Annotated in this window: 14 protein-coding genes; 6 read left to right on the top strand and 8 right to left on the bottom strand. The window is 67.5% G+C overall.

The window, feature by feature from the left end:
- The first annotated feature begins 113 nt into the window (after positions 1-113).
- The 6 genes from WS54_RS09045 to WS54_RS09020 all read left to right on the top strand — a co-directional run bounded on the left by WS54_RS09045 (position 114) and on the right by WS54_RS09020 (position 7,099).
- Entirely contained in the window at positions 114-1,055 is a 942-nt protein-coding gene (locus WS54_RS09045; protein WP_059780614.1) for a substrate-binding domain-containing protein, read from the top strand.
- A 62-nt stretch (positions 1,056-1,117) separates the two neighbouring features.
- Positions 1,118-2,638 (top strand): sugar ABC transporter ATP-binding protein, encoded by a 1,521-nt coding sequence (locus tag WS54_RS09040; protein WP_059780668.1) that lies wholly within the window; start codon positions 1,118-1,120, stop codon positions 2,636-2,638.
- Positions 2,625-3,632, top strand: coding sequence for an ABC transporter permease (locus tag WS54_RS09035; RefSeq protein ID WP_059780613.1), 1,008 nt, complete (start codon positions 2,625-2,627; stop codon positions 3,630-3,632). Before WS54_RS09040 ends, WS54_RS09035 begins: the two co-directional genes overlap by 14 nt.
- A gap of 46 nt (positions 3,633-3,678) precedes the next feature.
- A complete protein-coding gene (locus WS54_RS09030; RefSeq protein WP_059780612.1) occupies positions 3,679-4,767 on the top strand; it encodes an alcohol dehydrogenase catalytic domain-containing protein in 1,089 nt (362 codons plus the stop codon).
- A gap of 29 nt (positions 4,768-4,796) precedes the next feature.
- Positions 4,797-6,344 carry an FGGY-family carbohydrate kinase gene (locus tag WS54_RS09025; RefSeq protein ID WP_059780667.1) on the top strand — a complete coding sequence of 516 codons (1,548 nt, stop codon included), beginning with the start codon at positions 4,797-4,799 and terminating at the stop codon, positions 6,342-6,344.
- The gene (locus tag WS54_RS09020; protein ID WP_059780611.1) at positions 6,341-7,099 is read left to right on the top strand and encodes an SDR family oxidoreductase; all 759 of its coding nucleotides are present in this window, start codon (positions 6,341-6,343) and stop codon (positions 7,097-7,099) included. The genes WS54_RS09025 and WS54_RS09020 overlap by 4 nt, the downstream gene beginning before the upstream one ends.
- 85 nt (positions 7,100-7,184) lie before the next feature.
- Here the strand turns inward: WS54_RS09020 and WS54_RS33955 are convergent, their stop codons facing one another.
- The 8 genes from WS54_RS33955 to WS54_RS08980 form a co-directional block, all read right to left on the bottom strand.
- Positions 7,185-7,325, bottom strand: coding sequence for a hypothetical protein (locus tag WS54_RS33955; protein WP_012339712.1), 141 nt, complete (start codon positions 7,323-7,325; stop codon positions 7,185-7,187).
- 172 nt (positions 7,326-7,497) lie between these two features.
- Positions 7,498-8,082 (bottom strand): nucleotidyltransferase family protein, encoded by a 585-nt coding sequence (locus tag WS54_RS09015; RefSeq protein ID WP_059780609.1) that lies wholly within the window; start codon positions 8,080-8,082, stop codon positions 7,498-7,500.
- Positions 8,083-8,497: 415 nt separating this feature from the next.
- Complete coding sequence (locus tag WS54_RS09005; RefSeq protein ID WP_034206140.1) at positions 8,498-8,893, bottom strand: type II toxin-antitoxin system VapC family toxin; 396 nt, start codon at positions 8,891-8,893, stop codon at positions 8,498-8,500.
- The gene (locus WS54_RS09000) at positions 8,890-9,129 is read right to left on the bottom strand and encodes a type II toxin-antitoxin system Phd/YefM family antitoxin (protein WP_034204466.1); all 240 of its coding nucleotides are present in this window, start codon (positions 9,127-9,129) and stop codon (positions 8,890-8,892) included. The genes WS54_RS09005 and WS54_RS09000 overlap by 4 nt, the downstream gene beginning before the upstream one ends.
- Positions 9,130-9,212: 83 nt before the next feature.
- Positions 9,213-9,896, bottom strand: coding sequence for a Fe2+-dependent dioxygenase (locus WS54_RS08995; protein WP_059780608.1), 684 nt, complete (start codon positions 9,894-9,896; stop codon positions 9,213-9,215).
- Positions 9,893-10,648, bottom strand: coding sequence for a tetratricopeptide repeat protein (locus WS54_RS08990; RefSeq protein WP_059780607.1), 756 nt, complete (start codon positions 10,646-10,648; stop codon positions 9,893-9,895). The genes WS54_RS08995 and WS54_RS08990 overlap by 4 nt, the downstream gene beginning before the upstream one ends.
- Positions 10,649-10,651: 3 nt before the next feature.
- Entirely contained in the window at positions 10,652-12,895 is a 2,244-nt protein-coding gene (locus tag WS54_RS08985; RefSeq protein WP_059780606.1) for a TonB-dependent receptor, read from the bottom strand.
- Positions 12,896-13,315: 420 nt separating this feature from the next.
- The gene (locus WS54_RS08980) at positions 13,316-14,611 is read right to left on the bottom strand and encodes an aspartate carbamoyltransferase (protein ID WP_059780605.1); all 1,296 of its coding nucleotides are present in this window, start codon (positions 14,609-14,611) and stop codon (positions 13,316-13,318) included.
- Positions 14,612-14,745: the final 134 nt, after the last annotated feature.

The raw sequence follows: 14,745 nt of genomic DNA, 5'->3' as shown, positions 1-14,745 counted from the left end.
GCCGCCGCCCGCCCGAGTTTGCTCCGTCGTTTTACCCAGCCGATCGCGTCGCTCACGTCGCGAGGGGCGCATTCACCCACGAAAAAGCCGCACACAATTCAGGAGACACCGTCATGACGCACGCATCGCCCGCCTCATCCTCCCGTCGCGCCGCCCACCTGGCGGCCGTTGCCGCGCTCGCCGTCGCGGCCCTGCTGCCCGCCGCCGCGCACGCCGCGCCGCTGCGGATCGGCATGACGTTTCAGGAACTGAACAACCCGTATTTCGTGACGATGCAGAAGGCGCTGAACGACGCGGCCGCGTCGATCGGCGCGCAGGTCGTCGTCACCGACGCGCATCACGACGTCAGCAAGCAGGTGAGCGACGTCGAGGACATGCTGCAGAAGAAGATCGACATCCTGCTCGTGAACCCGACCGATTCGACCGGCATCCAGTCGGCGATCACGCAAGCGAAGAAGGCGGGCGCGGTGGTCGTGGCCGTCGACGCGAACGCGAACGGCCCGGTCGATTCGTTCGTCGGCTCGAAGAATTACGACGCGGGCGTGATGTCGTGCGAATACCTCGCGAAGGCGATCGGCGGCAGCGGCGAGGTCGCGATCCTCGACGGCATCCCGGTCGTGCCGATTCTCGAACGCGTGCGCGGCTGCAAGGCCGGGCTCGCGAAATTCCCGAACGTGAAACTCGTCGACACGCAGAACGGCAAGCAGGAGCGCGCGACCGCGTTGTCGGTCACCGAAAACATGATTTCCGCGCATCCGAACCTGAAGGGCATCTTCAGCGTGAACGACGGCGGCTCGATGGGTGCGCTCGCCGCGATCGAGGGGGCCGGCAAGGACATCAAGCTGACGAGCGTCGACGGCGCGCCCGAGGCGATCGCCGCGATCCAGAAGCCGAACTCGAAGTTCGTCGAGACGACCGCGCAGTTCCCGGCCGACCAGGTGCGCATCGCGCTCGGCATCGCGATCGCGCGCAAGTGGGGCGCGACGGTGCCGAAGGCGATCCCCGTCGACGTGAAGGTCGTCGATCGCGGCAACGCGAAGGGTTTCAGCTGGTGAACGACGTGCGACGCGACGCGAAGGGCGGCGGCGTGGCCGACGCCCTTCGTACGGAGAAGCCGATGGATACGATACTCAGGCTCAGCCACATCACGAAAAGCTTTCCCGGCGTGAAGGCGCTGTCCGACATCGATCTGGAGATCGCGCGCGGCGAGATCCATGCGCTGCTCGGCGAGAACGGTGCGGGAAAATCGACGCTGATGAAGATCCTGTGCGGCATCCACCAGCCGGATGCCGGCACGATCGAGATCGACGGCGCCGCGCGCCATTTCGCGGACTATCGCGACGCGGTCGCGGCCGGCGTCGGCATCGTGTTCCAGGAATTCAGCCTGATTCCGCACCTTGATGCCGTCGACAACCTGTTCCTCGGCCGCGAGCTGCGCAACCGCTGGGGCGCCCGCGACCGCAAGCGGATGCGCGCGGCGGCGGGAGCCATCTTCGCGCGGCTCGGCGTGGCGATCGATCTCGATGCGCCGATCCGCGCGCTGTCGGTTGCGCAGCAGCAGTTCGTCGAGATCGGCAAGGCGCTGTCGCTCGACGCGCGCATCCTGATCCTCGACGAACCGACCGCGACGCTCACGCCGGCCGAGGCCGAGCACCTGTTCGCGATCATGCGCGAGCTGAAGCGGCAGGGCGTCGCGATGATCTTCATCTCGCATCACCTCGACGAAATTTTCGCGGTGTGCGACCGCATCACGGTGCTGCGCGACGGCCAGTACGTCGCGACGACCGATGTCGCGCGCACCGACGTCGAGCAACTGGTGCGGATGATGGTCGGCCGCCGGATCGAAAGCAGCTTTCCGCCGAAGCCGACGCTGCCGGCCGACGCGCCGGTCGTGCTGGAGGTTCATGCGCTGCAGATCGAGCGCGACGGTCCGGTGAACAGCTTCGCGCTTCGCGCCGGCGAGATCCTCGGCTTCGCGGGGCTGGTCGGCTCGGGCCGCACGGAAACCGCGCTCGCGGTGATCGGCGCGACGCGCGCGCATCGCAAGGAACTGCGCGTACGCGGCGCGGCGGCGAAGCTCGCCGATCCGGCCGACGCACTGCGCGCGGGCATCGGCCTCCTGCCGGAAAGCCGCAAGACGGAAGGGCTCGTCACGTCGTTCTCGATCCGCGACAACATCTCGCTGAACAACCTCGGCAAGTACTGGTCGATGCGCTGGCTGATCGACCGGCGCGGCGAGGCGCGCACCACGCACGACGTAATGCGTCGCGTCGGCGTGAAGGCGCCGTCGATCCATACCGAGGTCGCGACGCTGTCCGGCGGCAATCAGCAGAAGGTCGTGATCGCGCGCTGGCTGAACCATCACACGTCGGTGCTGATCTTCGACGAGCCGACGCGCGGCATCGACGTCGGCGCGAAAGCCGAAATCTACGGGCTGATGCGCGAACTCACCGCGCGCGGCTACGCCATCATCATGATCTCGTCCGAACTGCCGGAAATCGTCGGCATGTGCGATCGCGTCGCCGTGTTCCGGCAGGGCCGCATCGAGGCGACGCTCGCCGGCGACGAGATCGATCCCGACACGGTCATGACCTATGCCACGGCCGGCACGCGAGGAGCGACCCATGAACCTGCCTGATTCCTCTTCCACGCATTCCACGACGCTCGCGGCCACGGCCGCCGATGCGCCGCCGCCCCGCGCGATGTGGGCGCAGTTGCGCCGTTCGACGCTGTTCTATCCGCTCGTGGGCCTCGTCGTCGTGTGCATCGCGATGATGATCGCGAGCCCGAGCTTCCTGTCCGCCGCGAACCTCGAAAACGTGCTGCGCCAGGTCTCGATCAACGCGATCATCGCGGTCGGCATGACCTGCGTGATCCTGACGGGCGGCATCGACCTGTCGGTCGGCTCGGTGATGGCGCTGTCGGGCACGCTCGCGGCCGGGCTGATGGTCGCGGGCGTCAACGCGGCCGCCGCGCTGGGGATCGGCATCGCGGTCGGCCTGGGCTTCGGTTTCCTGAACGGCGTGTTCGTCGCGTTCGCGGGGATGCCGCCGATCATCGTCACGCTCGCGACGATGGGCATCGCGCGCGGCCTCGCGCTGATCTACACGGGCGGCTATCCGATCGACGGGCTGCCCGACTGGGTCGCGTTCTTCGGCAGCGGCAAGGTACTCGGCATCCAGGCGCCGGTGCTGATCATGCTGGCGATCTATGCGATCGCGTGGCTGTTGCTTGACCGGATGCCGTTCGGCCGCTACGTGTACGCGATCGGCGGCAACGAGCAGGCGACGCGGCTCACCGGCGTGCGGGTCGCGCGCGTGAAACTGATCGTCTACACGCTGGCCGGCGTCACGTCGGCGCTCGCCGCGATCGTGCTGACCGGGCGCCTGATGAGCGGGCAGCCGAACGCCGGCGTGGGCTTCGAGCTCGATGCGATCGCGGCCGTCGTGATGGGCGGCACGTCGATCTCCGGCGGGCGCGGCGCGATCCTCGGCACGCTCGTCGGAGCGCTGCTGCTCGGCGTGCTCAACAACGGGCTCAACATGATCGGCGTGAACCCGTACGTGCAGAACGTGATCAAGGGCGGAATCATCCTGCTCGCGATCTACATCAGCCGCGAGCGATCGCGGTAAAGATCGATCCATCGGTCATCCGAATCAATTGGAAAAGAGACAACTCATGACGACACCCGAAGCCCAGCCGCGCATGACCGCGGTCGTCTGCCACGGCCCCGAGGACTATCGCGTCGAACAGGTCGCGAAGCCGCGCCCCGGTACGAACGAGCTCGTGATCCGCATCGCCGCATGCGGCATCTGCGCGAGCGACTGCAAGTGCTATACCGGCGCCAAGATGTTCTGGGGCGGACCGAGCCCGTGGGTGAAGGCGCCGGTGATCCCCGGCCACGAATTCTTCGGCAATGTCGAAGCGCTCGGCGACGGCGCGGCCGAGCATTTCGGCGTGGCGATCGGCGATCGCGTGATCGCCGAGCAGATCGTGCCGTGCGGCAAGTGCCGCTATTGCAAGTCGGGCCAGTACTGGATGTGCGAGGTGCACAACATCTTCGGCTTCCAGCGCGAAGTCGCCGACGGCGGAATGGCCGAGTACATGCGCATTCCGCCGACCGCCATCGTCCACAAGATCCCGCTTGGCGTATCGCTCGAGGATGCGGCGATCATCGAGCCGCTGTCGTGCGCGATCCATACGGTGAATCGCGGCGACGTCCAGCTCGACGACGTCGTCGTGATCGCTGGCGCGGGCCCGCTCGGGCTGATGATGACGCAGGTCGCGCACCTGAAGACGCCGAAGAAACTCGTCGTGATCGACCTGATCGACGAACGGCTCGAACTCGCGCGTCAGTACGGCGCCGACGTGACGATCAACCCGCGGCGCGACGATGCGCGCGAGATCGTCCGCGCGCTCACCGACGGCTACGGGTGCGACGTCTACATCGAGACGACCGGCGCGCCGGTCGGCGTGAACCAGGGGCTCGACCTGATCCGCAAGCTCGGCCGCTTCGTCGAATTCAGCGTGTTCGGCGAGGATGCGACCGTCGACTGGTCGATCATCGGCGATCGCAAGGAGCTCGACGTGCGCGGCGCGCATCTCGGGCCATACTGCTATCCGGTCGCGATCGACCTGCTCGCGCGCGGGCTCGTCACGTCGAAGGGCATCGTCACGCACGGTTTCGCGCTGGAGGACTGGGACGACGCGATCCGCATCGCGAAATCGCCCGAATCGATCAAGGTGCTGCTGAAGCCGGCCCGCTGACGGCCGGCGTGCGCCTCACCGGAGACATCATGGAATACGTCATAGGCGTCGACATCGGCACGCAGAGCACCAAGGCGCTGCTGGTCGACCGGCACGGCACGATCGTCGCGCGGCGCTCGGCCGGCTACCAGCCCGATACGCCGCGCCCGCTGTGGGCCGAGCAGTGGCCGCAGGTGTGGTTCGACGCGGTGCTCGACTGCATCGCGGGCTGCGTGAGCGACGCGCGCGTGCAGGGCGTGCCGGCCGATGCGATCCGTGCGGTGTGCGTGAGCAGCCTGTACGGCGGCTCGGGCATCCCGGTCGACATCGACATGCGGCCGCTGCATCCGTGCCTGATCTGGATGGACCGGCGCGCGACCGCGGAAGTCGACTGGGTCGACGAGCACGTGAACGTCGAGCGGCTGCGCGTGATCACCGGCAATGGCGTCGACAGCTACTACGGGTTCACCAAGATGCTGTGGCTGCGCGACCAGCGGCCGGACGTATGGGCGAACGTGCGCTATTTCCTGCCGCCGAACGCGTACGTGATCTACTTGCTGACCGGCGAAGTGGCGGTCGACCACAGTTCGGCCGGCAATATCGGCGGCGTGTACGACGTCGCGCGCCGCGAGTGGTCCGACGACGCGCTCGACATGCTCGGCATTCCGGCGACGATGATGCCCGAACGGCTGGTCGATTCGACGGACATCGTCGGCGGCCTGCTGTCGCAATGGACCGCGCAACTCGGGCTGCCGGCCGGCACGCCCGTCGTCGCGGGCGGCGTCGACGCGGCGGTGGCGACCTTCGCGGCCGGCGCGACGCGTGCCGGGCAGCACGTCGCGATGATCGGCACCAGCATGTGCTGGGGCTACGTGAACCGGCACGTCGATGCGCGGCACGGCCTCGTCAGCATGCCGCACGTATTCGACGGGCAGCGCGACCTGTACGTGTTCGGCGGCGCGATCGCGGCCGGCGCGTCGGTCGCATGGTTTCGCGACCAGTTCTGCCACGCGGAAATCGATGCGGCGCGCCTGCTGCCGCACGGCGATCCGCACGCGCTGCTCGAGGAGGCGGCCGAGCGTGTGCCGGCCGGCGCCGACGGCGTGCTGTTCCTGCCGTATTTGATGGGCGAGCGCAGCCCGGTGTGGGATGCGAAGGCGAGCGGCGCGTTCGTCGGGCTGAGTCTCGCGCATACGCGTGCGCATCTTTATCGTGCGGTGCTCGAAGGCGTCGCATTCGCGTTGCGCCACAACATCGAGGCCGGCCGCCGCGGCGCGGTGACGCTGGACGATCGATTGATCGTCGTCGGCGGCGCCGCGCATTCGGCGCTGTGGATGCAGATCATCGCGGACGTGACGGGCTTCCCGGTGTGGACGATCGAGCAGGACGTCGAAGCCGCGATGGGCGCTGCGCTGCTCGCGGGGGTCGGCGCGGGGCTCGTGTCGCGCGACGACGCGCAAGGCGGCTGGGTCACGCTCGTCGAGCGCGCACGGCCCGATGCCGACCGCGCGAAAACGTACGACGCGCGTTTTTCGCTGTACACGGCGCTGTATCCGGCACTCAAGCCGATCATGCACAGGCTGGGCACACCATCATGAACACACGATTCGATTTCGGCGGGTCAACGGTGCTCGTCACGGGCGCATCGAGCGGAATCGGCCGCGCATGCGCGGTCGCGCTGGCGCACGCCGGCGCGCGCGTCGTCGCGGCCGGGCGCGACATGGCCGCGCTCGACACGCTCGCCGGCGAGATTGCGTGCGAGACGTTGCGCGTGGACGTCGGCGGCGACGAACACGCGATCGATGCCGCGCTCGCCGCGTACGATGCGTTCGACGGCCTCGTCAATTGCGCGGGGATCGCGTCGCTCGAACCGGCGCTCGATGTCGGCGCCGCGGATTTCGATCGCGTGATGGCCGTCAACGCGCGCGGCGCGGCGCTCGTCGCGCGGGCCGTGGCCCGAAAGATGATCGAGCGCGACGGACGCGGCGCGGCGCACGCACGGGGCAGCATCGTCAACGTGTCGAGTCAGGCCGCGCTCGTCGGCTTGCCCGCGCATCTGAGCTATTGCGCGTCGAAGGCGGCGATGGACGCGATCACGCGCGTGCTGTGCATCGAGCTCGGGCCGCACGGCATTCGTGTGAACAGCGTGAACCCCACCGTCACGCTCACGCCGATGGCGCAGTTCGCATGGAGCGAACCGGAGAAGCGCGCGCCGATGCTGGCCGCGATCCCGCTCGGCCGGTTCGCGGAGCCGGACGAAGTCGTCGAGCCGATCCTGTTTTTACTGAGCGAGGCGGCGTCGATGATCAGCGGCGTATCGTTGCCGATCGACGGCGGCTATACGGCACGCTAGACCGCAGTCGCGCAAGGCGCAAGGCGCAAGGCGCAAGGCGCAAGGCGCAAGGCGCAAGGCGCGTTCGCGGAGCGGCCGCGCGCGGCTAGACCGGATCCTTGCTCGGCGGTCCGTCCGGCTGCTGCGGGTTGTCGTGATGACCGGGCGGCGACGAGAACGGATCGTCTTCCGGATCGCGGTTCGGGTCGGCCGGTGGCTCGGGCGTCGGGGTCGTGTGATCGCTCATGGAGAACTCGCGCGGTGCGTGACGGCGGCGGCGCGGCGGGCGCGCCTCGTCTCCGTTATAGCCAATCGGGCGCGGGTTTGCAGCGGGATTCTTGCGGCGGGCGGTCGATCGTCGGCGAAATCCGCTCATTGGCGGTGTTCGGTCGGGATCTTGCCGGCCTGCGCAATCGACGTCAGCGCAAATCCGCCGGTGTATCGACGTCGCGCAGGATGCCGGGGTCGTCGACGTCGAGCAGTGTCACCGGCGCGCTGGCGAGCAGCGCGCGGGCGCCCGTGTCGCCGTCGAGGGCGGCGAGCGCATCGAAATGGTGCGCGGCGAAACCGACCGGGTGGCCGCGCACGCCGCGATGCGCGGGCGCGACGATCGACGCGTGGTCGGCCTCGAGCGCGCGTGTGACCGTTTCGTAAGTGGACGCCGCGATCCATGGCATGTCGCCGAGCGCGACGAGCCAGCCGCTCGCGTCGGGCGTGGTGCGGACGCCGGCCGCGAGGCTCGCGCCCATGCCGCGCAACGCGTCGGGTGCATAGATGACCTGGCAGCCGGCTTTGTTCAGCAGGATCGCAAGCTCTTCGGCGCCGGGACGCACGACGGCGATCACGTCGGCGGTGGCGGCCGCGAGACGGCGGGCGGCGGCGACCGCCACCGGCGTGCCGTCGGGAAGCCGAGCGAGCAGCTTGCTGTGCAGGCCGCTCGGGTCGAAGCGTTGACCAAGGCCGCCGGCGAGCAGGACGCCGGTGGCGAGTGACGCATAGGACATCGGCGCGAGGGAGTGAGGCAGGTGCTGCGATTGTGCGGGAGCACGCGGGGATCGGCAAGTGAGGATGTTACCGGGTCACGCGTGTCGGATCGGGAAAACCGTCATCGCGACGATACGTCGAGCATGCTTTCGTCGACAGGACCGCAAATTGCATGCGATTCGTTCTGCATGACGGCCCAATGGCGATCGCCGAACGAGAGATCGACGAACCCTTCGTGCGACTCCCGCAGGGCGATCGACCGGACGGCGGGATCGGAGAGCAGTATCACGGTAGCGGGCCAATGGCGCGAGGACGGTTGCGGGCCACGCGCCGATATCGAGTGGGGCGGCCGCGGTCGTTTTGGTCAGACGAATCGCCAATATGCCAGAGTCCGGCGGAGCGTGCGGTGCGGTTCGACCCACGGGCGGGCAACGCTCACCAGAGCGTCTTGACGTGCGCGTACGCGCGGATTTTTTCGTCGCGCGTGACGAGCGGCGCGCCGAGCCGCCGCGCGGTCGCGACGATCATGCGATCGGCCGGATCCTTGTGGAACGTGCCGGGCAGGTCGGTGGATTTCGCGGCGATGTCGGCATCGACCGGCACGAAGCGCATGCCGTCGATCTGCGCGACGGTGGCGAGCCATGCGTCGACATCCATCGTCAGTGCGAGGCGGTCGTTGCGAACCAGCATCGCAATTTCCCACGCGGAGATGGCGGATGCGGCGAGCGCGCCTTCGCTCCGTGCACGATCGATCGCGCTTCGCGCCTTCCTGCTGAGCGCAGGGTCGCCCGCTACCCACCACACCAATGCATGCGTATCCAGCACGATCACCGCGACGCCTCCCAATCATCTTCCGCAATCGGATCGAGAGGATTGTCGTAGCGCATGACCGACCCGCGCAATATGTCCAACGGCTGAGTTTCGCGCGAGCGATACGGCCGGATCTCGAGCGTCGGTTTGCCGTGGTCGGTGACGATCAGGCTTTCGCCCGACGCCTCGACGAGCCGGAAGTACTCGAGTGCGCGAGCCTTGAATTCGGATTTCGATACGGGAGCGTGCGGCATCATGATATGAGCATGGTCATTTGACGATGGTCATTTTAGACCCGCCTTTCGACGCGGCGCAAGCGCCGGGGCGTGACCGGCTCGCGCTACGCCTCCGCCCACTTCCTCAACAGGTTGTGATAAATCCCGGTGAGCGAAATGACCACGGGATCCTTCGCCCCTTTTTCGGCGGAAAGCGCCTGAATCTGCGTATCTAGCTGAAACAGCAGTGTGCGATCGCCATCGTCGCGCACCATGCTCTGAATCCAGAAGAACGACGCGACGCGCTCGCCCCGCGTCACCGGCGTCACGTGATGCAGGCTCGACGCCGGATACAGCACGAGATCGCCCGCCGGCAGCTTCGCGCGATGCACGCCGTACGTGTCTTCCACGCACAGCTCGCCGCCGTCGTACGCTTCGGGATCCTCGAGAAACAGCGTCGCCGACAGGTCGCTGCGCACGCGGAAATCCGTGCCGCGCAGCAGCCGGATCGCGTTGTCCACGTGCGTGCCGAACGCTTCGCCGCCTTCATAGCGATTGAACAGCGGCGGAAACACCTTGAGCGGCAGCGCCGCCGAAAAGAACAGCGGATGGCGCGCGAGCGCGTCCTGGATCGCGTCGCCCACCGCGCGCGCGGCCGGCGAGCCTTCCGGCAATTGCCGGTTGCGTTTCGCGAGTGCCGACTGCGCGCCGGACGTCGCGTTGCCGTCGACCCATTCGGCGGCATCGAGCAGGTCGCGGCATTGCGCGACTTGCGCTCGGGTCAGTACGCCGGGGATATGAAGCATCATGGTGCTGTTTCCATTGCGGGCGGCGCCAGTTGCATGGCCGCCGCGCGAAAAGCGTCGACCGGCGACTGTGCGAGATACGCGCGCATCTTCGCGATGAACGCGGGTGTCGCAGTGGCCGGCACGCGCGCGAGCCAGACGAGCGCTTCGTCGACGCGCCCGCGCTCCGCGAGCAGCCGCGCATAGTTGAACTGGCCGCGGAAGTCGCCAGCAACGGCGGCGCGGCGATAGTGGTCGAACGCGGCGTCGGTGTCGACGGGTACGACCCAGCCGTCCTCGTAGAAGCCGCCGATCAGGTTGATCGATTTCGCATGGCCGAGCGCGGCCGCGCGGCGGAACCAGTCGAGCGCGTCGGCGCGGTTCTCGTCGACGCCGTTGCCGAGCGCAAGGGCAGTCGCGTAGTTGTACATGCCCCAGTCGAGGCCCGCGTGCGCGGCGAGCCGGTACCAGTACACGGCGACCGGCGCGCACGCGGCCGTGCCCCAGCCGAACTCGTAGCAGCGCCCGAGCATGTTCATCGCCATCGGGTGGCCGGCCCGCGCCGCGTGCCGGAACCAGTTGAGCGCGGCGGCCGGATCGCGTGCGACGCCGTGCCCGTCGAGCAGGTACTGCCCGTAGACGGCCTGCGCGTCGACGATGCCGTGGTCGGCCGCCGCCGCGACCCACGCGGCGGCGCGCTCGGGCGGCCCGGCCAGGATGTCGGCGAACGCGCGCGGCGATACCGACGCGAGCGCCTTCAGCGATACGGCTTCCATCGATCAGTAGCGCGCGTTCAGCGTGACGAACGCCGAGCGGCCCGGGGCGATCGACGCATAGTGCGCCGGATACGCCTGATCGAAGTAGGTGCGGTTGAACAGGTTGTTCACGTTCAGCTGCAGGTCGAGCTTCTTGTTGATCCGGTACTGCGCCATCGCGTCGAAGCGCCAGTACGACGGCACGGCGCGCAGGTTCGCGGGATCGCCGAACACTTCCGACATGTAGAACGCGCCGCCGCCGACCGTGAACTTCGGCGTGACGTCGTAGTTCGACCACATCGTGAGGCTGTGCTTCGGCGTGTTCGGGAAGCGGTTGCCGTTGTTCGCGGCGTCCTTGCCGTTGTCGCGCAGTTCGCTCTTCATGTACGTGTAGCCGCCGAACACCTGCCATTGCTTCGTGATCTGGCCGGCGAGGCCGAGCTCGAGACCCTGCACGCGCTTGTTGCCGACCATCGCGTACTGATTGTTCGGCAGCGTCACGCGCGCGTTCGTCGTATCGATCTGGAACAGCGCGGCCGTCAGCGACAGCTTGTCGTTCAGCACGTTCCACTTCGTGCCGAGCTCGATACTGCGGTTCTTCTCGGGCGCCATCTGGTCGGCGTTGGGCCCGACGCCGCCGCGGCCCGGCGTGAGCGACTGCGTTTCGCTGCCTTCGCCGAGCAGCATGCCGGCGGGCGTCGACGACGTCGCATACGACGCGTAGATGCTGCCGTTCTGCGCGGGCTTGAACACGAGGCCGGCCTGCCAGTTGAACAGCGTGTCGTCGCGCGTATAGGTCTTGCCGCCGTTGGCCGCGGTATCGGTGAAGCGGGTCGAGTAGTCGTCGACGCGTACGCCGGCGTTCACCTGCCAGCGCGGCGTGAGCTCGATCGTGTCGAAGCCGTAGATCGACTTCGTCGTCGTGCGCGCATGCGCGTAGTCGTTGTTGCGCGTGATCGAACCGGCCCACGGATCGTTCGGGTTCGGCGACCAGAGGCTCGTGCAGTTGTAGCCCGACGGCGCGCCGATGCCTTTCTGGCAGATCGTGCCCTTGTCGGTCGCGACCGTGTACGAATCGCGCTTGCCCCATTCGCGCGTCAGCTCGATACCGGTCGTGAAGCTGTGCTTGAACGGGCCCGTACGGAATTCGCCGAACAGCTCGGTCAGGTTCGCGAGGCTGTTGATCGAGCTGTCGCGGTTGTTGTTGCGGCGCCAGACCTTGCCGTTCACCACGTTGCCCTGGCTGTCGTCCGGCTGCGTCCAGATGTAGTCCTGCGTCGATTCCGTGTAGCGCGTGGTGTTGCGCACCGTGAGGTTCGGCGTGATGTCGTGCTCGATCTTGATCGTGCTGATGTCCGACGTGGTCTTGCGGAAGTCGCGGTCGATCAGGCCGTAGAAGTTGTGGCGATCGACGGGCGCCGGATAGATCGTGCCGACGTTCGCGGGCTTGTTCGACGTCGTGTAGAAGTACGGGATGCCGCCGTCGGGCATGTCGTCCGTCTGCAGGTGGTAGTAGCTCGCGGTCACGCGCGTCGGCGTGCCGAGGCCGAACGCGATCGACGGCGCGACGCCCCAGCGCTCGTTGTTGACGGCATCGCGGCCGGCGACGTCGTTGTTGTGGCTCATCAGGTTCAGGCGGAACGCGGCGTGATCGGCGAACTGCCAGTTGCCGTCGGCGGTGAAGCGGCGATAGCGGTCGGTGCCGAGGCCCGCGCTCGCGGCGGCCGTCGTGCCCAGATGCGGGGCCTTCGTGATCAGGTTGATGCTGCCGCCGGCGCCGCCGCGGCCGCCGTAGGCGCCGTCGGAACCCTTGGTGATCTCGACGCGCTCGGTGTTGAAGATCTCGCGCGTGGTGGCGCCCGTATCGCGCATGCCGTCGACGAACATGCTGCCCTGCGTGTCGTAGCCGCGGATGAACGGACGGTCGCCGAGCGGATTGCCGCCTTCGCCGGCGCCGAACGTGATGCCGGGCACCGTGCGCAGCGCTTCGGTCAGCGTTGCCGCGCCGCTGCTCTGGATCAGTTCCTGCGGGATCACGGTGACGGATTTCGGCGTGTCGACGAGCGGCGCGGTGAATTTCGCGGAAGCGGAAAAGTCGGCCTTGTAGCTGTGCTCGGTCTTGCCCTGGATCTCGATCGGCGCGAGGTGGCCTTCGGTGCTGGCGGGCGCCGCGGGCGGCGTGCCGTCGGCGAACGCGGGGCTCGCGGCGAGCACGCTGCACAGGGTGGTGAATTTACCGAGCTTCAGCTCGTCGGGACGGGACTTCATGGTGCGCTTCGACCTCGCGGTGTGGCCCCGGGACGCTGCGGAAATGTGCATGCCGCCGGGAATTATTACGATTTGTTTTCAGGCGGCATTCTATGTAATTTTTGGTTGAATGAGAAGCGTTCTTGTTATCGTTTGTAAGGGAATCGTTGACGAATGTTGCGGAGGGGTGGCGGCGGCTGGTCGGCGGAAATGGCCGATCGGCCGGGGCGAACGGCGTGATCGCGGCCACTCGCGAGGTGCGCCGTTCGAGACGGTGGGGCTTAGAGCGATCGATCCGTGGGCGCGGTAGCTTCCGGTTGCCAGCCTCCGTCAACCGCGCCGAAACGAAAAACGCGCCGTGCAATGCGGCGCGTTTCGAACCGAGCGAGCGTGCCCGCTGCGCCAGCCAATGGCAGGCGGGCGCGACACGCCGGTGCGGCGTCAGTCGATGCCGTGAAACACCGCATCCTCCGGCCCGAGGTACGCCGGCGGGCGCCACGTCGCGTCGCGCATCGAATGCTGGACGAGGTTCTCGACGCCGAGCAATACCGCGAAAATCGCCATCCGCACCGGAATGCCGTTGTCGGTCTGCCGGAAGATCGCGAGACGCGGGTCGCGGTTCAGGTCGACCGACAGGTCGTTCGCGCCGGGCCGGCTGTCGCGCGGCAACGGATGCATGATCAGCGTGTCGGGCTTGCATACCGAGTCGACGAGCGCCTGGTTGATCTGGAAATCCGGCGTGTAGCCTTCGAACGACTCGTCGGTGAAGCGCTCCTTCTGGATCCGCGTCGCGTAGACGACGTCCGCGCCGCGCAGCCCGGCCGCGAGGTCGTTCGTCTGCTCGACCACATGGCCATTCGTCGCGATCTGGTCGACGATGTACGCCGGCATCTCGAGCGTCGGCGGCGACACGAGCGTGAACTTCAGCCCGCGGTACAGCGCGAGCAGCTTGACGAGCGAGTGCACGGTGCGGCCGTACTTCAGGTCGCCGACCAGCGCGATGTGCGCGCCGTCGACGATCTTGCCGAGCCGCGAAAACTCGCGCTGGATCGTATAGAGGTCGAGCAGCGCCTGGCTCGGGTGCTCGCCGGGGCCGTCGCCGCCGTTGATCACCGGCAGGTTGGTCGCGCGTGCGAATTCGGCCACCGAGCCTTTTTCCGGATGACGGATCACGAGCGCGTCGACGTAGCCGGCCATTACGCGGCTCGTGTCGTAGATCGATTCACCCTTGGCCATCGACGAGAACGTGAAGCCCGTCGTGTCGCACACCGAGCCGCCGAGCCGGCAGAAGGCCGCGCCGAACGACACGCGCGTGCGCGTGCTGGCTTCGAAGAACAGGTTGCCGAGCACGGCGCCTTCGAGCACCCGCGAAATCTTGTGGCGTCGCGCGATCGGCTGCATGACGTCGGCCACGCGGAACAGCGCCTCGACCGAATCCCGCGAGAACTGGTCGACCGAGATCAATTGCGGCTTGCCTTCGAACAGGAATTGCTTCGCGAGCCCTTGTTTGTCTACGCTTTGCGTATAGTTTTCGCCGTCCGGCGCCGAGCGTTCGACGATTTCCGACACGAAGCGCTCGACGATCTCCGGCATGCCGCGCGATTCCTGCGAATCGTCCGGAAGCAGCCAGGTATCCAGCGCACGTCGGCTGACGCCGATGCGATTCGCGAATGCCTCGCGGGTCATGTTGAGGCGGCGCATCGCGTCGCGGAGGAAGGCTTGCTGGGGGACGGTCATCGGCGGCTCCTGGGCGGAAAATATACGCGATGCGTATATTAGTGGGTGGCGCGATGAAGTCAAGAAAAATCTGCGAGCGCGCGGGGCCGTATTGGCGCGCGCCTCCGTATAATCAGGTCAGGCCCCGTGTCCGG

This window comes from Burkholderia sp. NRF60-BP8 (assembly GCF_001522585.2).
Classification (GTDB): Bacteria; Pseudomonadota; Gammaproteobacteria; order Burkholderiales; family Burkholderiaceae; genus Burkholderia.
This window is presented reverse-complemented; position numbering and strand designations above follow the sequence as displayed.